The organism is Psychrobacillus sp. NEAU-3TGS, assembly GCF_029955155.1.
Classification (GTDB): Bacteria; Bacillota; Bacilli; order Bacillales_A; family Planococcaceae; genus Psychrobacillus.
In genome coordinates this window covers 268,925-289,245 of sequence record NZ_JAPNOZ010000012.1, presented here as the reverse complement: position 1 = coordinate 289,245, position 20,321 = coordinate 268,925, and the positions used below count along the sequence as shown (strand labels likewise).

General features: G+C 38.0%; 17 protein-coding genes and 1 pseudogene. 3 read left to right on the top strand and 15 right to left on the bottom strand.

The window, feature by feature from the left end; translation table 11 throughout:
• Positions 1 to 17: 17 nt before the first annotated feature.
• The 12 genes and pseudogenes from OR571_RS17760 to OR571_RS17705 form a co-directional block, all read right to left on the bottom strand.
• Complete coding sequence (locus OR571_RS17760; protein ID WP_282244714.1) at positions 18 to 314, bottom strand: hypothetical protein; 297 nt, start codon at positions 312 to 314, stop codon at positions 18 to 20.
• Positions 314 to 739 (bottom strand): acyl-CoA thioesterase, encoded by a 426-nt coding sequence (locus tag OR571_RS17755; protein WP_282244712.1) that lies wholly within the window; start codon positions 737 to 739, stop codon positions 314 to 316. Before OR571_RS17755 ends, OR571_RS17760 begins: the two co-directional genes overlap by 1 nt.
• 125 nt (positions 740 to 864) lie before the next feature.
• Positions 865 to 2,274, bottom strand: a complete 1,410-nt coding sequence (locus OR571_RS17750; protein ID WP_348775058.1) for an AMP-binding protein — start codon at positions 2,272 to 2,274, stop codon at positions 865 to 867.
• An 18-nt stretch (positions 2,275 to 2,292) separates the two neighbouring features.
• A complete protein-coding gene (gene fabG / locus OR571_RS17745) occupies positions 2,293 to 3,033 on the bottom strand; it encodes a 3-oxoacyl-ACP reductase FabG (RefSeq protein WP_282244710.1) in 741 nt (246 codons plus the stop codon).
• Positions 3,030 to 3,929, bottom strand: coding sequence for an intracellular short-chain-length polyhydroxyalkanoate depolymerase (gene phaZ, locus OR571_RS17740; RefSeq protein ID WP_282244708.1), 900 nt, complete (start codon positions 3,927 to 3,929; stop codon positions 3,030 to 3,032). The genes fabG and phaZ overlap by 4 nt, the downstream gene beginning before the upstream one ends.
• Before the next feature lie 15 nt (positions 3,930 to 3,944).
• The gene (locus OR571_RS17735) at positions 3,945 to 4,952 is read right to left on the bottom strand and encodes a 3-oxoacyl-ACP synthase (protein ID WP_282244706.1); all 1,008 of its coding nucleotides are present in this window, start codon (positions 4,950 to 4,952) and stop codon (positions 3,945 to 3,947) included.
• Positions 4,949 to 5,955: pseudogene (locus tag OR571_RS17730) on the bottom strand (branched-chain amino acid ABC transporter permease). The gene OR571_RS17735 and the pseudogene OR571_RS17730 overlap by 4 nt, the downstream one beginning before the upstream one ends.
• A 6-nt stretch (positions 5,956 to 5,961) precedes the next feature.
• Entirely contained in the window at positions 5,962 to 6,822 is an 861-nt protein-coding gene (locus tag OR571_RS17725; RefSeq protein ID WP_142536946.1) for a branched-chain amino acid ABC transporter permease, read from the bottom strand.
• 12 nt (positions 6,823 to 6,834) lie between these two features.
• Positions 6,835 to 7,542 (bottom strand): ABC transporter ATP-binding protein, encoded by a 708-nt coding sequence (locus OR571_RS17720; RefSeq protein WP_282244702.1) that lies wholly within the window; start codon positions 7,540 to 7,542, stop codon positions 6,835 to 6,837.
• Positions 7,526 to 8,293, bottom strand: coding sequence for an ABC transporter ATP-binding protein (locus OR571_RS17715; protein WP_282244700.1), 768 nt, complete (start codon positions 8,291 to 8,293; stop codon positions 7,526 to 7,528). The genes OR571_RS17720 and OR571_RS17715 overlap by 17 nt, the downstream gene beginning before the upstream one ends.
• Before the next feature lie 100 nt (positions 8,294 to 8,393).
• Positions 8,394 to 9,656 (bottom strand): substrate-binding domain-containing protein, encoded by a 1,263-nt coding sequence (locus tag OR571_RS17710; protein WP_282244698.1) that lies wholly within the window; start codon positions 9,654 to 9,656, stop codon positions 8,394 to 8,396.
• Between the two features lie 190 nt (positions 9,657 to 9,846).
• Positions 9,847 to 13,056 carry an AfsR/SARP family transcriptional regulator gene (locus OR571_RS17705; protein WP_282244696.1) on the bottom strand — a complete coding sequence of 1,070 codons (3,210 nt, stop codon included), beginning with the start codon at positions 13,054 to 13,056 and terminating at the stop codon, positions 9,847 to 9,849.
• Positions 13,057 to 13,213: 157 nt separating this feature from the next.
• Here OR571_RS17705 and OR571_RS17700 point away from each other — a divergent pair, with 157 nt between their 5' ends.
• Positions 13,214 to 13,759, top strand: coding sequence for a GNAT family N-acetyltransferase (locus OR571_RS17700; protein WP_282244694.1), 546 nt, complete (start codon positions 13,214 to 13,216; stop codon positions 13,757 to 13,759).
• 43 nt (positions 13,760 to 13,802) lie between these two features.
• Here the strand turns inward: OR571_RS17700 and OR571_RS17695 are convergent, their stop codons facing one another.
• The 3 genes from OR571_RS17695 to OR571_RS17685 form a co-directional block, all read right to left on the bottom strand.
• Positions 13,803 to 14,222, bottom strand: a complete 420-nt coding sequence (locus OR571_RS17695) for a hypothetical protein (RefSeq protein ID WP_282244692.1) — start codon at positions 14,220 to 14,222, stop codon at positions 13,803 to 13,805.
• Between the two features lie 529 nt (positions 14,223 to 14,751).
• Entirely contained in the window at positions 14,752 to 17,460 is a 2,709-nt protein-coding gene (gene acnA, locus OR571_RS17690; RefSeq protein WP_142536939.1) for an aconitate hydratase AcnA, read from the bottom strand.
• 116 nt (positions 17,461 to 17,576) lie between these two features.
• A complete protein-coding gene (locus tag OR571_RS17685) occupies positions 17,577 to 18,080 on the bottom strand; it encodes a DinB family protein (RefSeq protein WP_282244690.1) in 504 nt (167 codons plus the stop codon).
• 129 nt (positions 18,081 to 18,209) lie between these two features.
• On the opposite strand from OR571_RS17685, the gene yfkAB reads away from it, so the two are divergent.
• Both yfkAB and OR571_RS17670 read left to right on the top strand, forming a co-directional pair.
• Positions 18,210 to 19,319 (top strand): radical SAM/CxCxxxxC motif protein YfkAB, encoded by a 1,110-nt coding sequence (gene yfkAB, locus OR571_RS17680; RefSeq protein ID WP_282244688.1) that lies wholly within the window; start codon positions 18,210 to 18,212, stop codon positions 19,317 to 19,319.
• A gap of 736 nt (positions 19,320 to 20,055) precedes the next feature.
• Positions 20,056 to 20,304 (top strand): GlsB/YeaQ/YmgE family stress response membrane protein, encoded by a 249-nt coding sequence (locus OR571_RS17670; RefSeq protein WP_282244687.1) that lies wholly within the window; start codon positions 20,056 to 20,058, stop codon positions 20,302 to 20,304.
• Positions 20,305 to 20,321: the final 17 nt, after the last annotated feature.

The window sequence follows — 20,321 nt, the reverse complement described above, 5'->3', positions numbered from 1 at the left end:
CGATATCACGCTTTTTTTTATTGAAACTTCATCAGTTGATCTAACAGCCCTTCTTTTTGCATGATTTCATATTCATGTTTTCCAAATAAATCGAAATGAGGATAGGCTTCCTTGTGATCAATCCACTCTTCTTTTAATCCGTATTTTTTGCCCCAGTCGATTAACTTTTCTAAATTACTACAACCGACTTTAGTTACCGTTTTACATCCTGGGAAACGATCGTCTAGCCAGTAATGAGTGAGAAAGGCAATCTGTTCTATTTCAACTGCCGCTTTCCAACGCAGCAACTCATCTCTCGAAATACCAAATGCCATTAATCCATCACCTTAGCAATTTCCGTATATTTTGCATCCCATTCTGGATGAACTTTTTTTAAGGAAACTGGTCGAAAATTGTCCTTATTCACCACAACATGTTCCGATGTAGCAGAAGAAGCAACCGTCCCGTCTTCGTGAATAATTTCATACCCGTATGTAGTCCGAAGCTTACCATGACTTTCAATCCATGTTCTTACAACTACTGTCTCCCCGTACCTTACAGAAGATCTATAGTTTATATTCACGTTTGTAACGGGAGATAGATAACCATCTTTTTCGAGTCCAGCATAAGAGAATCCTAAGTCTTTAATGAGCTGTGTTCGACCAATTTCTAGCCATATTACATAGTTTGCATGATAAACTACTCCCATTTGATCTGTTTCTGCGTAGCGTACTTCAATTTCTTTCTCACTTATAAACATATTCCTGTCACCTCAAAGCCTATTATACAAAAAGACAAAACAAAAAGCTGTAAATCAAATCTTTACAGCTAATTCTTGTAATCGTTTTTTATCAATTTTGCCAACATCCGTACGAGGTAGCTCATCTAAAACATATATTTTTTCGGTACTTTATAACTGCCAAGTACCTGCTTGCAACTTTGCAACAATTCCGTTTCAAACGATTCATCTGTCGCAGTACAAGTCACAAATGCAGTCACACATTCTCCCCATTTTTCATCTGCGACACCGACTACTGCTGCTTCTCGGACATTTGGATGTAAAACGAGGCACTGCTCCACCTCCTGCGGATACACATTTTCCCCACCCGAGATAATCATTTCTTTTTTTCTACCGACTATATAATAATATCCGTCTTCGTCGACCTTTGCTAAATCACCTGTTTTTAACCAACCATCTACAAAAGCTCGATTCGTTTCTTCTTCGTTATTCCAATACTTCGTAAATACATGCTTACCTAAAATATAAAGCTCTCCCACTTCGTTTGGACGACATAGCTCTCCATTTTCATTCAAAATTTTCACTTCATTGAAAAGCATGCATTTTCCGACGGACCCTCTTTTTATACGGGCATCCCGCGGATCTATAAAAAAGTTGTTTGGTCCTGCTTCCGTAAGTCCATATCCTTCTTTAAAAAGAATGCCCTTGTCTTCAAATTGTTTATAGATCGTATGAGGACAAGGTGCACCACCGGATAAAAATACTTTTACTGTTGGGAAAGTCGCTGTTTTAATATAGGTCGTGTCGAGCATTGCTTGATACATAGTCGGAACAAATAAAGACAGCGTCGTTTTATAAGTATTTAACGCTCTAAGTGCTTCCTCTGCATCAAAGCGACTTCCCACAACCACCGTTCCACCGCACATTAAAATCGGTATGCCTAGAGCATTTAACCCTCCTGTATGAAACATGGGCATATAATTCAGCGTACAATCGACATCGCTTAGTCCCCAGCTGGTAATGGTATTAATCGCATTCCAATTGACTGCATCAAAAGACAGCTCTACTCCTTTTGGCTTCCCTGTCGTCCCTCCTGTATAAATAATAATCCAACAATCCGAAGGGCTCCAGTTAGTCTGAGGAGGATAGAAAAAGTTCGCACTTTCTAGTTTAGTTGTCACTAATAAACGCTCCACCTGTAAAAATGACTCACACAACACTTGATGGGCTTCATCATGAATAATGAGCACTGGTTGACAATCCTCTAAAATATACGTTAGTTCTACTTTACTTAAACGAAAATTGAGCGGCACATAGAGTAGACCCGTTACACCACATGCGAAAATAATCGCAAATAACTCTATTCGGTTTTGGGAAATAACGACGACTCGATCGCCTTTTTGATAATTCTTTTGTTGAAAATAGTGAACCCATTTGGATATATGCTCGGTTAGCATTCGATAGCTCCATTGTTCATCTGTACCACTATCAATAAGCGCTATTTTGGTTGGAGACAATGCTGTACGTTTATATATCCAAGCTTGCTCTGTATACACCTTGCACCGCTCCTTTCGTTACATCATAATACCGCCATCTACTTGTAAAACTGTTCCATGTACATAACTCGCTTCATCCGAAGCTAAAAACAGATAGGCATTCGCAATATCTTGTGGCTCACCAAGTCGTTGCAAGGCAACTCCAGCCTTCATCTGTTCAATAATTTTTTCAGGCATTTTCGCTACCATTGCAGTTGCAGTAAACCCGGGGGAGACAGCATTTACATTTATCCCTTTCCGTCCTAGCTCTTTCGCCCATGTTTTAGTCATACCGATGACTGCCGCTTTGGAGGCAGCGTAATTGGTTTGCCCAACATTTCCGTATACACCGCTTACGGACGAAGTGTTAATGATCTTCCCGTAGCCTTGTTCGATTAAATGAGGTACTACTGCTTGTGTGCAATGAAAGACCCCTGTTAAGTTCACGTCTAAAACACGAGAAAAATCTTCTACCGCCATTTTAGTCAACATAGCATCTTTTGTAATCCCTGCATTATTGACTAATATATGAATCTCTCCAAAATGTTCAATTGTTTGCGAAACAAGCGAATCCACACTTTCCCGATTCGTTACATCTACTTGAATAAACTTCACATCATAGCCTTGTTCTTTTAGTGCATTCTCTTTTTCTGCTCCCGTATTTGCATCAAAGTCCGCTAACACCACTTTTGCACCTTCTTCTGCAAAGCGAAGAGCTGCTGCCGAACCTATACCATTCGCTCCTCCGGTAATAATGGCAACCTTGTTTTTTAATCTCATTGCTCCTTCTCCTTTGAAATGAAATTTTCGATTCGGTTGGTTAACTGCTCCAAATCGTCTATCAATGGAGAGTGGCCACAATTAGTAAGTGGGATATAGGTGGCATTCTCCCCTAAGTCAGCGACAATTTCTTGTGTCATTTCCTCTGTCACCACTAAATCACGATCCCCTCGTAATATAAGGACAGGAATTGTAATATCCTTAGCTTGATTGGTCCCTTTTGCCGCTTGATTATCTATTGAACTAATATTAAAAGTATTTAACGCATGATAGACATCTGCTAAGTTTCGTTGCGTTAGCATATCATCCAGATAAGCGTCGTAATTCTCCTCTTTTGGTTGGTTATGTGTGTAAATTGCAGCATTCCAAACAGCTCTTAATCCTGCTTTATTTTTCATGTCATACAGGCCTTGCATCGGTATCGTTTTTGCTGGATCATTCTCCACTTCTTCGATTGTTTGGAATCTACTTGTTAGATTAGGTGTACCATCCAAATTTGTTGCATAAAATGGATAGCCCCTCGTGGATGCGGACGCTAGCAGTACAAGTTTTTCACAATATCCCGGATTATCTGCGACGAATTGCATACAGATCGCTCCGCCAGTAGACCAACCTATTAAGTGAAAATGCTTCAATTCTAACGCGTCGATAACTTCTTTTAAATCATCCGAAAAATCCTTTATCCCTTTTACTCGCGTATTATACGTTGATTCTCCAAAACCACGTAAATCGATTGCGTATACTTTAAATTTCGGATCTAATTTGTCGATTAGCACATCCCAATGCTTCGATGAAGTCATATTTCCGTGGATTAGTACAATCACCTCTTCCCCACCCGGACGTTCACGATATGCGAGCTGTTCTCCGTTTTCCAACTGAACTTTCGATAAACTCATTTTCTCCACTCCTTTTCATCTTCCCCATTTAACAGCTACTGCACCCCATGCATACCCTATTCCAGCACTGACTAAAACAGCTAAATCGCCGTCCTTTAATTTCCCTTCTTTTTGTGCGAGTTCCAGTGATATTATTTGATCCATTTGTCCAATATGACCGTAATCGCTTAAATAAGTTGTTTGCTCACTTGTTAAACCAAGCTCCTGTAATACAAAATCATGTGCCGATTTTTTCATATGGAGGATAGCCAAGTAATCAATGTTTGGCTCGGCATAACCACTTTTCATCAATGCATGTCGAATGACCTTTAAAAAGTTCTGCATGGATTTCTGCTCTAGCCTCGTCTTCATGCCTTCTGGGTCTAATACATCTAGGCGATATAATCCTTTTTCTAAATGATTCGTAGTCAAAGGTTCTTTTGTTCCGCCGACTGGTACAACGACATCCTCTGAAAAAGATCCATCCGTCATCATATCCGTCTCTAGAATTATGTTTTCAGTATGATCTTTTTTCAGTATCATTGCGGCTCCGCCTGCTCCTAAGTTAAACATGAAGCGGGTGCGTTCATTCGTATAATCGATAAAATCACTATTACGATAACCACCGGCCAGTAAAACGGTGTTGATCGTCGCGTCTGCCTCCATTAAACTTTTCGCAACTTTTATGGCCATAATCGTTGTTCCGCAGCGAAGCGCAACATCAAATCCCCAAGCATGATAAGCACCGAGTTCTTCTTGCATCTTGATAGCAGCAGTCCATAGAGGATATTCTTTATGCTCTTCTCCTATATAGATGACTAAATCGATCGTTTTTGGGTCAATATTTCCTTTTTGCAGTGCTTTTTCTGCTGCTCGAATTCCCATTGCTACTGTATGATCATCTGGGCCAGGAATGGCTTTTTGTGTGATTCCCATTTTGTCTTTTACAACATGGAGCGGTAACTTAGATAGCGCAGCTATTTCTTCAGCTGTCATTACGTTGTCTGGTATGTAAACGCCAGTACTGACAATCCCTATCGTCATTTTAGTAGCTCCTTTCGTTTAGGAGCCATTTTAACTTTCTGTTCGTTGTTTTTACGTTTCCAAAACGCAAAACTAATCGTTCCAACAATCCCTCTTGGGAAAAAGATAACCGCCAATATATATATGATTCCAAAGAAAATGATCCATCTTTCAAATATAGGATATTCTTTAGCAAGACCAGATAAGTAATGCTGTGCAAGTTCAATAACACCCGCACCAATAATCGGTCCGATTAATGTACCGACTCCTCCAATAATCGTCATAAGTAGTGCATCTAGCGTAATATCCATCGTAAGCACACTCGTATTGACAAAACGTAAGGAAATAGCATAGAGAGAACCCGCTAAACTTGCGACAATCCCTGCAATCACAGATGCAATCACCTTGTAGTGCAAGGTCTGGAAGCCTAATGATTTCGTTCGTTGTTCATTTTCACGTACTGCGATCAACACTCTTCCTAAAGGAGAAGAAACAAACCGACGCAATAGGAAATATACAAGCACTAAACAAGCAAGTACGAGTAAATAGAACATCACACGATCTTTAAAGAAATCAGGCGCACGAAACGTGAATCCATCATTTCCATGTGTGAGCGTTCTCCACTTCTCTGCAAGTACCAAAAATAAACCGGAAACTGCAAGTGTCAGCATAGCAAAGAAATGACTCTTCAGTCGAAGTGTTAATAGACCGACTAAAAAACTGATAACCCCTGAAATGACCATTCCGACCGCAATGGAAAGAAAAAAGACACTTAAACTTGGGTCAAAACGATCGAGCATAACTGCGGTTGCATAAGCACCCATTCCAAAAAACATTGCATGCCCAATGATACGATCCCCGTATACCCTAGCAAAATATCATAACTCATCGCCAAAATAGAGAAGATGAATATTTGCGTCAACAAAATAGTCCATGTCCGTGAATCGGAAACAAAAGGGAACACAGCGAGGGCTGCCACTATGACAAGTAAGATACCATTATTAACTTGGAATTTTGTCTTCATCTCGCATCATCCTTTCGCTGTAAACAAACCTTGCGGACGGAAAATTAATACAATTGCCATAAGCATCATATTAACCGCAAGTGATAGTGCAGGAACATAATACGCCATAAAGCTGCCCGCAAGACCGACAAGTATTGCAGCAAGAAGAGAACCTGGAAAGCTACCCATCCCGCCTATCACAACTACGATAAACGCTAATATCGCGAATTCCATACCCATTTCTGCATAAATAACCCCTGAATAAGGAGCCATCAGTACTCCTCCAAGCGCAGCAAGGGCTGCTCCTACCATAAATACATACAAAAATACTTGTTTAATATTAATGCCGAGCGCTTGCACCATTTCTTTGTTCATTACGCCTGCCCGTACGATTAATCCTATTTTCGTGCGTTTTAAGATGAACTGGAAGATACCAAAGACTAGAATGCCTACTAGGATGATAAACAAGCGATACTTAATAATAATGACATCTCCGATTTCCCAACTGCCCGATAACAATGGGGGGGTCTTAGCTGCGATTTGGTTTGGTCCAAAAACGACTTTTAGCATTTCAGATAACACAATCATAAATCCGAGCGTTATTAAAATTTGTTGGATATGATTGCCGTAAACTGGTGTAATAATAAGCTTTTCCGTAATAAACCCAAGCACGATTCCAGTTAAAATAGCTCCGATAATTGCTACAGTAAAGCTGTTGGTTAACCCATAGAACCAAACGCCTGAAAAGGCACCCCAGGCAAACAGACCACCATGTGCAAAATTTAGTACATCCATTAATCCAAATATTAATGTGAGTCCGGCTGCTAGAAGAAAGATAAGCATGCCTGTCGCTAATCCGTTTATTAATAAATTGATGATTAATTCCATTGTTTCCCCTCCTTACCCAATTCCTAAATATTGTCGTTTCAACTCTTCATTTTGGATCAATTCACTCATTTGTCCCGATTGTATGGTTTCACCATCATCGATTAATGTGTATGTATCTCCTATCCTGCTGGCCATGATAAAGTTTTGTTCTACTAGAATAATAGTAGTTTGTTTTTTCATTTCTATAATGGCTTCCATTACTTTTTCAATCACAACGGGAGCAAGCCCTTTGGAAGGCTCATCTATAAGCAGTAACTTGCTATCATTAATAAAGGCCCGTGCCATCGATAGCATTTGTTTTTGACCTCCGGATAGATGTCCGCCTTCTTTTTTCCAGTACTTCTTTAAGTCAGGAAAAAGGTCGAGTACATACTCTTGTCTTTCCCGCGCAGCATCATTTTCTTTTTTCATCGCCACTTTTAGGTTTTCCTCTACGGTTAGTGCTCCGAAGATTCCTTGATCCTCTGGTACATAACCGATTCCGTTAGAAGCAATATGATGTGTTGCATTTTTGGTGATTCCTTCATTCAAAAAAGTGACCGTTCCAGAAGTTGCTGGAGTCAAACCCATAATTGTCTTTAGCGTAGTCGTTTTTCCAGCTCCATTTCTCCCAAGTAAAACACTTACCTCGCCTTTTTTTGCTTCAAAGGAAACGCCTTGTAAAATGTGATACTGGCCAATATGCGTGTGAATATTATCAACTTTAAGCAAGATGCTCATCGTATAGTCCCCCTAAATAAGCATTTTGAACAGTTTCATTGTCCATGATTTCTTTTGGAGTTCCGTCCGCTAGTAATCTACCATTAAAAAGCACCATAATAGAATCGGATAGGTCCATGATCATATCCATCTTATGCTCGATTAGCAAAATCGTTTTGTCTCCAGCTTGTTTGATTTGTTTAATTACATCCAGAATAGCCGGTACTTCCTCTAGTGACATTCCAGCGGTTGGTTCATCTAATAGTAAAACTTCTGTATCAAGCGCAAGTAACATCGCAATTTCTAGTTTTCGTTTCTCTCCATGAGATAATTGATTGGCTACTGCATTCGCTTTGTTTGAAAGTAATACCACTTCTAGTAATTTTTCTGCTTGTATATGCAAATCCTTGTATGCAGTAAAATGGCGGAACATTTGATATCGGATATTTTCTTTCGATTGAACTGCTAGTCGGACATTTTCGATTACCGTTAGATTGGGGAACACATTTGTAATTTGAAATGATCGTCCAAGTCCTTTTCTTGTGCGTTCAACGGACGAGTATTTGGCCATTGATTCCCCTCTAAAAAAGACATCTCCTTCTGTGGGCTTTAACTCACCACTTATCAAGTTGAAAAAAGTTGTTTTACCGGCGCCATTCGGTCCAATAATCGATTTGAAATGCTTTGCTGGCATCGTAAAATTCACATGATCTACAGCAGTTTGCCCACCAAATTTAATCGTTAGATTTTCTGTTTTCAGTATTGGTTCCAATTTCATATACCCCTTTCTTCTATCGCTCCCCATACGATAGAACAAGCTCTATCATATGGGGAGCGATAGAGCTAATTGCTTAGTCTATCACTACTCTGGCTTATTTATTGTTTAAAATCGGTGGTTCAGTTTCTTCTGGTGACAGCTCTCTTATTAATACTGGAACAGGATAGTCAACGCCTTCTTGTTTTTCTAATTTAATCGAGTAAAGAGGCTGTAATGCTTGATGGTCTTCCGGACGGAAAGTCATCGTTCCTTTTGGCGTTTCAAATGACATACCTTCCATTATTTTGATCAGTTCATTTCCATCTGCATTTCCTTCTGATTTTTTCAAAGCTTCCACGATTGAGATAGCAGCAGACATACCACCTGGAGTGAATAGATCCGGCACTTCTCCGTTGAAACGTTTTTTATGCTCTTCCACTAACCAATCATTGATCGGATTGTCTGGAAGCGTATGATAGTAAACAGAGAATCCTTCCATTCCAACTAATGGTTCCATAATAGATAAAGCTGGAATATCAGGTGCTCCAGTTGAAATTTTAATCCCTTTTTCTTGCATTTTTAAATCAGCAATTTGGTTCCATGGTGAGTTCGCTCCAGCCCACACAACAAATAAGTAATCCGGTTTTTCTTGGATAATCTTTTGTAGATTAGAGGTAAAATCAGTAGCTGCAGGATCAGCATATTCTTCTAATACAATTTCTGCACCTAATTTTTCAGCAGCTGCTTTAAATGCTGCCACTCCATCCCATCCAAAAGAGTAATCTGGTGCAAATGTTGCAATTTTTACACCTGGTTTAGCAATTGCCGCTGCACCTGCAACTGCGTCCTGTGAAGAGTTACGTGCCGTACGGAAAATATACGGGTTAAACTCTGAACCTGTAATACTATCAGCTACTGCTGGTTCAACGATCATAATCTTTTCATATTCTTCCGCGAGAGGAAGCACCGCTAACGTATCACCTGAACTAGAGGATCCAACTAGAAAATCTACTTCATCTTCTTCTAATAGCTTGGTAGCTTTTTGTACAGCAACTTCTGGCTTCGTTTCTGTGTCTTCGTAAACAACTTCAATTTTCTTGCCTGCTACTTCCAGTGTTCCGTCTGTAGCATATTCAAGTCCTAACTCAAAACCATTTTTCGTTTGTTTCCCATAAGACTCCAGTGCACCCGTTAATGAGGCAAGCACACCAATTTTGATTGTGCCTCCTTCTTCCGTCACTTCACTAGATACTGGTGTTGTTGTTCCTTCGTCTGTTTCTTCTTTCGTTGTACCCGTTGAACTTGAATCATCACTACAAGCTGCACTGAAAATTAAGACGAATACGAACAACAATAAAAGGCCCCATTTTTTTGGCATGTAAATCCCCCTTTGATCTTTTTTGTAAGCGTTACCATGCTTCCCGTTTATAGTACTGAAAAGGAGTTACAAAAGAGTTACAAAAGCTTTGCTTTTGTAACTCTTTTGCGACGAGCTCGCGCAGGAGCAAATGTTTTATTAAATTTTTTGGGGGAATCAAAAAACGCAGAAAATCATAGCTTTTCTGCGTTCAACCATAGCTTGTAATCATTTCATACATTTGAATCGTCGTATGCATCGGCTCTACTTTTAGCTCGGTATATAGTACGGAAATACATTTTTCATACCATTTCACTGCTTGTGTTCTATTTTGAAGCTGATAGTAGGCGAACATCAATAATCGATAGGCTTCCTCCCATGTGGGATCCACTCTTATTAATTTCTCCGCCCAGTAAATGGATGTTTCGAACTCTTTCAATCTCGTATACGTTTGAGCGAGCCTTTCTAACACGAGTAAATATTGTTGCTGATTTTTTTCCCGATCATGTGATATCCAATCGATTCTAGATTTATCCTCTAATAATTCGCCTTTATACAATTTGACTGCTTTTTGTAGGTAATCCGCTGACAGCATCGGGTTCTTTTCCTCCAACCCTTTTTCCGTCAGATGTTGAAATGATTCTAAATCACTCGTTACAGCGGCTTCCGGATTTATTCGGTACATCGCTTGCTTTCGAATGATGAAAAAGGATTCTTCCCTCGCTAAACGATTGGGTTCTATCACTTTTAATAGGGCATTTAATACTACTTTAAAATCCCGATTTAGCGATTTCTCGTCACCTTCTCCCCATATCGCATGCATCAATTCTTCTTTTGGGACAAAACGATTTCGATGCAAATACAAATAAGAAAGCAATTCCTTTGATTTATCGCGTTGCCATTTCCGCTCACTAATTTCTTCATTTCCCATAAAAAGCGTAAAAGGACCGAATAGTTGTAGCGTTAGCTGATATCCTGGATAATTAGTGCTTGAATTTATTTTTAACAAATTTGCTAATGTATGCAATGGGGAGGAATCTGTTTTTAATACGAGTGCTTTTTGTAATGACGGATAATGCAATTGTAGATCTGCAGGACCGAAAATAGTCTTTTTTAGTAGGAAAAAAGAAAATTTATATTGTACACAAATAGATGCAAACTTTTCAGCATGTAAAACAAACTTTTCCTGATCCGCTAATTTGTCATGAATAAACATTAACCAATAATCAGAAATCATTTCGCCGTATACATCCCCACCATTTTTAAATAGACGATTCGCATCCCAAATAGACTGTAAAGCTTTCTCCAGCATCTCATTTTCTATATAAACAATGGATAAACAAACTAAAATATATGCAGATAACCAATAGTCATTTCCTTTATTTGTTTCTATTAAACCACTTTCCCCGTATGATATGGCTTCTTGAAACAATCCTTGCCTCGATTTTAAAATAGCTAAACCCATAAAAGGCTCTGCTTTTCCTCTAGACACATTTAATTCTCCCATACCTTGAACCGCTTTTAAGTAATACTTCTCAGGAGTTTCTAAATCGAAGGGATTGTCTAATATTTCGGCATGTCCTCGACGTATCCAACCGACTGCCTCCACAAAACTAGATTTTTCTCTAATACCCGTATCAATCCCTTTAATAGCAGAACGTTTTGCCTCTTCTATATTTCCTGTTAAAGAGTATATAAAGGAAAGAAGTACTTCTGTTTCTCTATGGGAATCCGGTAAGTTGATCTCATCATTAATCCTATTTCTTAATAGTACCTCGGCTTCATTTAGTAACCCGGTTCTAAGGAGGATTCGTGCATCTAGATTACCTTCTTTAAGAATCGATGCATCTAACTCCTCTTGTCGAACCCAATCACTTGCCTCATTTGCCTTACCTAAGTTCACTAGGTTCTCAGCTAATAACCGTTTCAATACGGTTCTCTCGTGAATCTCCATTTCTGGACTATCTTCTGCCCACTTCACCGCATCCTCTAGATAAGGCTTTGCAAGAGCAGGTTGGATCGTATCTAAATATATATGCGCAAGCCCTACATTTGCTCGACTTAAATAGAGAGCATTTTTGTTTTCCAACGCAAGAGCCAAACAAGTCTCATACGCTTTTCTAGCTTTCTCATAAAATGCCCGATAACGATGACACTCGCCTTCATAAAAGAATAGCTCATAGAATTCTTCTCGTTTTTTATCCGAAAGATGCTCCTTTAGCAAATCTAAAAACCAATCAAATTGCCCATCTTGAATGATGAAAGCGGCAAACTGGGCGATTATTGTTCCAAGAAAATATTCATCATTTGCTTTTACTGCATGATATATGGATTGAATGATATTTTGCTGTTCACTAAAATAATTAGCAGCTCTTTTATGCGTTTCATAATACAAACTACTATCTTTTTGCAGCCATTTCGTTTCTAAAAATTGCTGAAACAATGCGTGAAAGCGATAAGATCCTGGGTTACTTAAGGTTTGAATAAATGCATGACTACTTGATAACCTCTCTAGATCTTTTGCTGCATTTTCACCAAAAAATGCCCGAATTTCTTTTTCCGTGAATATCGGAAATATGCTAAAGTTCAACAACGATTGTTTATCCTCTTCACTCATCAATAGAAATACTTCTTCAGACAGATAAGAAAACAAATCTTTTAAGGTGGGGTCCACTAACTCGTTGATATGTTTGTCTGTCTCCGCAAGCTGCATTGCGATTAAATGAATGGCGATCGCCCAACCTTCTGTCAGTCTCATAATCTCCGCTGCTTCTTCCTCCGTAATCGTTTTTTCAAAATAATCTTCCAAAAATACTTGTATTTCTTCCTCTGTAAACATAAAGTCCTTTTCCGTAATTTCCACTAACTGGCCTTTTAGTTTGAGTTTTAATAGGATTGACCACTTAGGGCGAGTTCTAGAAGCGACTACAAGATGAATATGAGCTGGAAGAAACTCAATTATTTTTTCGATTATATAATTTATATGAAAGACATGATCAATGAGATGAAAGTCATCTAGGACAATAGTAAAGGGTTGCTCAATCTTTGCGAGTTCATTACTAAATAATGAATACCACTGCGTCAATTCCTCTTCTTTTGGATACATAGAAAGCAAATCTCGCTCCATTAAACTTGCACCGAACTTCGGGATAACTTTGCGAATACTTTGAACTAGATACCGAAGAAAAGGATGAATATTATCGTCTTCCTCCGATATCGAATACCAAGAATATGATTCTTTTGAATCGGCATACACTTGAGCTAATGCAGAGCTTTTACCAAAACCAGCTCCACTATGTAAAATAGATAATTTGCTATTCGTATTCATTTTTAATTTCTTGATAAGGGATGATCTTCTCATGTAAAAGGAAGATGTAACAGGCGGGGTCATTTTTGATGTAATTATCGTTGTTTGTTCCATCCTTTACCTCCGATCATGATTAAGTAGCATCATCTTTTATACTAATTCTACCATATTAATTATCTTAATTAAATGATAATTCAGATGTATCATGAAATATAGAAGTATGTTAAGATATTCTTCAATAATAAACGCAAGAAAGAAAGGAAACATTTAAATGGAATTTCCTATTTTACAAACGGATCGACTGAAACTAGTTCAGATTACTGAAGATCATATCGATCATGTTTTTTCTATCTTTTCCGACGTGCGAGTTACAAAATATTATGGTATGGCGCATTTCACAGACATACAGCAAGCAATGAATCTAGTAGATTCTTTTCAGAAAAGTTTTCAAGAAAAGCGATCTATCCGCTGGGGTATAACATTTAAAGATACAGAGGAATTTGTAGGAACAATCGGGTTGAATAATCTCCAAATAGCTAGTAGAAAAACGGAAATAGGATATGACTTGAAGCCAGAGTACTGGAGAAGAGGTATCATTAGTGAGGCTGCAGGAGCAGTTATCAAGTATTGCTTTGACAAATTAGATTTATATCGCATAGGAGCAGTTACTTTCCCGGAGAACGAACCTTCTTTTAAGCTACTATTAAACTTAGGCTTTCAAAAGGAAGGGCTTTTAAGAGGATATATTTATCAAGATAACAAATCAAACGATGCTTATATTTTTTCAATTATTAAACCAGACTGGAATAATCAATAGCGATGCATAAAATAAAACACCTTTTGAAAAAGAAAGGTGTTTTTCATCTCCAGTTTGTACTAGTGTCATTACTTACTTTCACAGTAAACGTTTGAGTGTTTAAGTTATTTTTTTCGATATAATCATGAAAAATATCCCTAATTTCTTCCTGTCTTTGTTCAGTAGCTTCTTGATTCTTAAGTACAAATTTGACTAATATTTTATCTTTTTCCGTTATTCCACCAAGAATAGAGTGCTCGTAGCCTTTTTCCTTTAGTCTTTGTCCCACTTGGTCATACAATCCACCTTTCTCCATAAGCGTTAGTTGCATTATTTGCATCTCTAACGAACCATTTTGAAATAGTGGTGAACAAATTTCCAATACTGCCTTTGGAGCATTTGTAAATAACACAAAAGAAAGAGAAGCAAATAAAATAAGCACACCCACGACAAAACCTTTTTTTCTTTTTTTCGCCTCAGCCACTCCTACATCATTTACTTTGATAATATGCCACCAGTTAAAGGCCTATTCATCCCATTGAAAATTAGCAATTGTATTAAAGAGCTGGAGACAAATCCAATTAATGGCTTGCTTTCTCAATATCCACTTTATAAAAAGCAGATTATGAAATGCCAACATCCTAAAAATGGCTAAGGGAAACCAAACAGCAGCTGAAAGCAACCAAGCGACTGTTGACAGCAACCAATTCTGGTTTTAAAGCAACCAGTTTACTCACGAGAGCAACTAACTCTTTCTATAACAAATTAAGTTGAAAATGAAACACCTCTGTATGAAGAATATTTAATAGAGCTAAGCAGAAAGGTCGGCTTGGTTGCATCCAGTGAGCGTTTTCTCTTGTTTCGTACACCATTTGCTGGAACCTAAGCAAATGCAATCGGCGACAAAATAGGATTTAGGTCGCGAACTTACTGCCGCTCACTACGACGCAAAAATCGTCGCACTTCAAAAAAGAGCCTAATTCAGCAAGTGAATTAGGCTCTTTTCCATTTAATTATGCTTCTAATACTTTGTTACGTAGTACCATTTGAAGGATACCACCGTGACGGTAATAGTCAACTTCTACTTCGGAGTCAAAGCGAGCAAGTACATTGAATTGTTTTTCTGTACCATCTTCTGCTTTAGCAGTAACTTGTAAAATATCACGAGGTTTAACACCTTCTGCAATATTAATACTAATTTCTTCTTTACCAGTTAAACCTAATGTATCAGCGTTTTCACCTGGTAAGAAATTAAGTGGTAAAACACCCATCATTACTAGATTTGAACGGTGAATACGTTCAAAGCTTTCTGTAATAACAGCTTTAATACCTAAAAGGTTTGTCCCTTTAGCTGCCCAGTCACGAGATGATCCCATTCCGTAGTCTTTTCCTCCAAGAACTACTAAACCAGTACCCTCTTCTTGGTATTTCATAGCAGCATCATAGATTGCCATAATTTCGCCAGTTGGCCAGTAAGTAGTGTATCCACCTTCTGTACCTGGAGCAATTTGGTTACGAATGCGGATGTTTGCAAATGTACCACGCATCATTACTTCGTGGTTACCACGACGAGATCCGTAAGAGTTGAAATCACGGATTTCTACACCATTTTCACGCAAGTATTTACCTGCTGGTGTATCTTTACCGATCGCACCTGCTGGTGAAATATGGTCAGTAGTGATTGAATCACCGAATTTCGCAACTACGCGGAGTCCAGCAAGTGTTTGAATATCACCAGGCTCCTTAGACAATCCTTGGAAGAACGGTGGATTTTGAATATATGTTGATGTATCATCAAACGAATATAGAGACTCAGTTGACGTTTCAATTGCGTTCCATGCTTCGTTTTCATCAAATACACGTGCATATTCTTTTTGGAATAGTTCACGAGTAACTACTTTATTTAACACTGCATTTACTTCATCAGTTGAAGGCCAGATGTCTGCAAAGAATACGTCATTGCCATCTTTGTCTTTTCCTAATGAATCTTTTTGTAAATCGATATCTACTGTTCCAGCAAGTGCATAAGCAACAACTAATGGTGGTGAAGCCAGGTAGTTAGCTTTTACTAGTGGGTGTACACGTCCTTCAAAGTTACGGTTACCAGAAAGAACAGAAGTTACGAATAAATCTTCGTCAACGATTGCTTTTTCGATTTCAGGAAGTAATGGTCCTGAGTTACCGATACATGTTGTACAGCCGTAACCAACTGTATTGAAACCAATTTTATCAAGATATTCGTTTAGTCCTGAATCTTCTAAATAACCAGTTACAACTTTTGAACCTGGTGCTAAAGAAGTTTTTACGTATGCAGGAACTGTTAAGCCTTTTTCAACTGCTTTTTTCGCAACTAAACCAGCCGCTAGCATTACGTATGGGTTAGATGTATTTGTACAAGAAGTGATTGCAGCAATTGCTACAGCACCTGTTGGAATTGTTACATCACCTTCTGCAAATTTAGCAGTTGCCGTTTTATCGAATTCTTTTTCTGATAAACCGAAACCTTGTGTACCTTGAGGAGCAACAACTGCTTCATGGTAACGAGCTTTCATGTCAGAAAGTGGAATCAAATCTTGCGGACGTTTTGGTCCAGAAAGGTTTGCTTGAATATCAGCTAGGTTGATTTCAATTACATCTGTATAAACTGGTTCTAATGTTGGATCAAAGAACATATCATTTGCTTTTAAGTATGCTTCTACTACAGCGATATGATCTTCTTCACGACCAGTTAATCGTAAATAGTTAAGTGATTCTTCATCGATTGCGAAATAACCACAAGTAGCACCATATTCAGGAGCCATATTTGCAATTGTCGCACGGTCAGCTAGTGGTAATTTAGATACACCAGGACCAAAGAACTCAACAAATTTACCAACTACGCCGCGTTGACGTAATACTTGAGTTACTTTAAGTGCCAAGTCAGTAGCAGTTGTTCCATTTGGAAGATCTCCTACTAGTTTAACTCCGATTACTTCTGGAATTGGGAAGTATGAAGGCTGTCCAAGCATTCCTGCTTCTGCTTCGATACCACCTACACCCCATCCTAATACACCAAGACCGTTAATCATTGTTGTATGAGAGTCAGTACCTACTACTGAATCTGGGAAAGTTTCTAATGTACCATCTGCATCTTCATTTACATGCACGATTGGCGCTAAGTACTCTAAGTTTACTTGGTGAACAATACCTGTTGCTGGTGGAACAGCGCGGAAATTGTTGTATGACGTTTGTGCCCATTTAAGGAAATTATAACGCTCTGCATTACGTTCAAACTCAAGATCCATATTTACTTTTAACGCTGTATCAGTACCGTATTTATCTACTTGTACTGAGTGGTCGATTACAAGGTCAACTGGAATTGCAGGGTTAATCTTGTCTGGGTTTCCACCCATTTCTTTCATCGCAGAACGTAGTGATGCTAAATCTACAACTACTGGAACCCCAGTGAAATCTTGTAGTACTACACGTGAAGGTTTAAATGGAACTTCCGCTTCTGTATTTGCATCTTTTCCCCATTTTGCTAATTGGTTTACATGATCATCTTTGATAACATAGCCGTCATATTGACGTAAAACAGATTCTAATAATACTTTGATTGAATAAGGAAGGCGTGAAACATTTGCGATTCCAGCTTCTTCTAAAGCTGCTAAACGGTAGTAGTTATACTCTTTACCATTTACAGAAAAAGAAGCACGGCTGTTGTGTAAATTACTTTTTGCCATAACTTTTCCTCCTAATGTCTATTGAAAAGACTCTATTCTAGTGACTTCTCTCCAACTTCAATCATACTCGAATAAAGTCGATAAGTAAATTACATTAAAATTATTATAAGTGATAATTATTCCTTATGACCTTTCAGTTTCTCAATCGTATTTTCTAATTGTTTTAAATGTCTTTTCTCATGCAGTCCAACGAAAGGAAACCATTGAATTAGTGGAACTTTCCCAAAAACAGGGTGTTTCAATGATTTTGTTTTTAATACATTAAGATTACTGGATGTGTAGACAGAAAGTAATTCCATTCTAGCTTCATGAAGTAATAGCTTCATCTTTTCCTTCGTTTCGTAATCTGAGGAAGGCACTGTATGGTTCGGTGCTTTTACTTTAATGAATCGTAATGTCGAAAGCTGTATTGGTTTTTTCTTTGCTTTCGGACTTTCTGGATTAGCTAATTGAGCTTTTATCCCTTTTGTAATTGTTTGCTCCATTTTTACCAAATGATCGATGATCTCTTTTGGAGACCAAGATTCAGGGTCTGGTTTTTTGTTGAATTCTAAATCCGTCAATGTATCCACTTGCTGAAAAAGGGCAGCTCTAATTTCATTATTATTTCCAATAAACATGTTATTCCTCCACTCTTATCTGGTTATTTATCTTATACCCCATCGCTCCTCCGTGCAATCTTTCCGCCGAGTTATATTTTCATTTTCATAAGAGTATGAGACAATATCATATTGGAAAGGAAGTTTTACATGCTTACAAAAAACAAAATGACACCAACCAATGATCCGTGGGAAGCTTATCGTGACATCGAAACGCACGGCAAACTTACATTATCCAATATTGAATTCACTACAACTAATCTTTGCAATATGCGCTGTGCACACTGTGCAGTTGGATATACGCTACAAACAAAAGATGATGAGGCACTTCCTATCGATTTAATTTTGACAAGACTAGAAGAGATACCTCACCTAAAAACAATTAGCATTACAGGCGGAGAACCGATGCTCTCTAAGAAATCTGTTATGAATTATGTGCTGCCACTATTAAAGTACGCTAAAAGTCGTGGTGTCCGAACACAAATAAATTCCAACCTAACGTTAGATACAGATAGATATTTACTGATCGCTCCGTTCCTAGACGTTCTACATATTTCGCATAATTGGGGTACAATTGACGAATTTGTTGAAACTGGCTTTGCGATGATGGATAGAAAACCGACATATGAGCAACGTGCGAAATTGTTTCAACGAATGATCGACAATAGTCGAATGCTCTCAGAAGCAGGGGTTATGGTTTCAGCAGAGACAATGTTAAACAAAAAAACACTTCCCTATTTGGAGCATATCCATAAGCAGGTAGTAGAAGAAATGAAATGCGCAAGGCATGAAATTCACCCAATGTACCCTTCAGATTTTGCGAGCGCACTTACTACGCTTACTTTAGATGAAACCCACGATGCAATCGAACAAATACTTAATTTTCGTGATGAAGAGACATGGATGCTGTTCGGGACATTACCGTTTTATCCATGCAGTCAGAATCATAGAAGTCTAGAACTTTTAAATAAATTAAAAAAAGCCAAAAACGTTTCCGTGCGAAACGATCCTGATGGGAGATCTCGTTTAAATATTAATATCTTTTCGGGTGAAGTCATTGTAACGGATTTTGGAGATGCACCGAAGCTCGGAAATATTCAAACGGATACTCTTCCTGCTATTTTTGATAAATGGCTCGCTTCCCCACTATCTAAGTCATTGAATTGTCATTGTCCAGCAGTAAAATGCTTAGGCCCTAACATTCTAGTAAAAAATATGTATTATAAAGAAACCAAGTTTGAAAGTGGTTCTGTAACATAAAAGTAAAACGACCAAATGAGTAAGATACATTTGGTCGTTTTGTATTTATAAATTATCATTCTAGTGTAATGAAAATATGTCTATTGCTAAATTTAAAATGAATACTGTATGGAGAATCGCGAACCATACCCCTTGCTTATTTAACTTCTTTGTCACTTCAATGTCCATATTCTCCACTCCCTTTTTTTGTTATTATACACGCTACCTTTTAAAATAGCAAAATATTTTGAATAGTAACTTTATATTATGCTATAGTGTTTTCATTTTATTCATTCTTACCAATAGTTACTAAGGAAGAAGTGTTTTTAGTTGAAAAAGCATACTATTAGCTCGTTTTCGCTGTAGAATTACACACAGAAAATAAACCATTCCATCCAACACATGTATTATTTCCTCTTCATAATATTCGGCACACGACAGGACGTGCATTATATAGTGACCATTATTTGAATGGATAAAACTCGATACAGTTCTTTTGTTCACTAATTTGCACCTTCTTTTTATTTGAACGTTCAATTGAAGAAATTCATATGTCAGGATATTTGTGTTGCATACACCTTCATGCTTTTCTATAGTCGCTCATGAGTCAGCCGTTTCGGCTTCAATCCTAAGGAGGAGCTTTGATGATAAGGTACAGGCCGAAATAAAAATAAAGATAGCATGTTTAATTTTTCTCACGCTTGGTTATATAAAGAATGTACAGCAATACAACATTCTTAGAAGGAGATGAATGAATATGGGATTCATATTATATTTAATAATCGGTGGTATTATTGGATGGCTAGCAGGACTAATATTAGGTAAAGATATACCTGGAGGTATTATCGGTAATATCATCGCAGGTATTATTGGTGCTTGGATTGGTGGGCTAATCTTCTCAGACTTTGGTCCAGTTGTTTGGGATATGGCAATCATTCCTGCATTAATCGGTGCCATTATTTTAGTATTCATTTTAAGTCTTATTTTAAAATCCACACGTAAATAAGCAAAAGGATGGGCTCC

Coding starts and splice junctions, on each gene's coding strand:
- OR571_RS17710 (WP_282244698.1), bottom strand. CDS start 9,656: ATGCCAAAAAAATGGGGCCTTTTATTGTTGTTCGTATTCGTCTTAATT.
- OR571_RS17685 (WP_282244690.1), bottom strand. CDS start 18,080: ATGTTTATTGGAAATAATAATGAAATTAGAGCTGCCCTTTTTCAGCAA.
- OR571_RS17670 (WP_282244687.1), top strand. CDS start 20,056: ATGGGATTCATATTATATTTAATAATCGGTGGTATTATTGGATGGCTA.
- OR571_RS17705 (WP_282244696.1), bottom strand. CDS start 13,056: ATGGAACAAACAACGATAATTACATCAAAAATGACCCCGCCTGTTACA.
- OR571_RS17760 (WP_282244714.1), bottom strand. CDS start 314: ATGGCATTTGGTATTTCGAGAGATGAGTTGCTGCGTTGGAAAGCGGCA.
- phaZ (WP_282244708.1), bottom strand. CDS start 3,929: ATGAGTTTATCGAAAGTTCAGTTGGAAAACGGAGAACAGCTCGCATAT.
- OR571_RS17700 (WP_282244694.1), top strand. CDS start 13,214: ATGGAATTTCCTATTTTACAAACGGATCGACTGAAACTAGTTCAGATT.
- OR571_RS17735 (WP_282244706.1), bottom strand. CDS start 4,952: ATGACGATAGGGATTGTCAGTACTGGCGTTTACATACCAGACAACGTA.
- acnA (WP_142536939.1), bottom strand. CDS start 17,460: ATGGCAAAAAGTAATTTACACAACAGCCGTGCTTCTTTTTCTGTAAAT.
- OR571_RS17720 (WP_282244702.1), bottom strand. CDS start 7,542: ATGAGCATCTTGCTTAAAGTTGATAATATTCACACGCATATTGGCCAG.
- yfkAB (WP_282244688.1), top strand. CDS start 18,210: ATGCTTACAAAAAACAAAATGACACCAACCAATGATCCGTGGGAAGCT.
- OR571_RS17725 (WP_142536946.1), bottom strand. CDS start 6,822: ATGGAATTAATCATCAATTTATTAATAAACGGATTAGCGACAGGCATG.
- OR571_RS17755 (WP_282244712.1), bottom strand. CDS start 739: ATGTTTATAAGTGAGAAAGAAATTGAAGTACGCTACGCAGAAACAGAT.
- fabG (WP_282244710.1), bottom strand. CDS start 3,033: ATGAGATTAAAAAACAAGGTTGCCATTATTACCGGAGGAGCGAATGGT.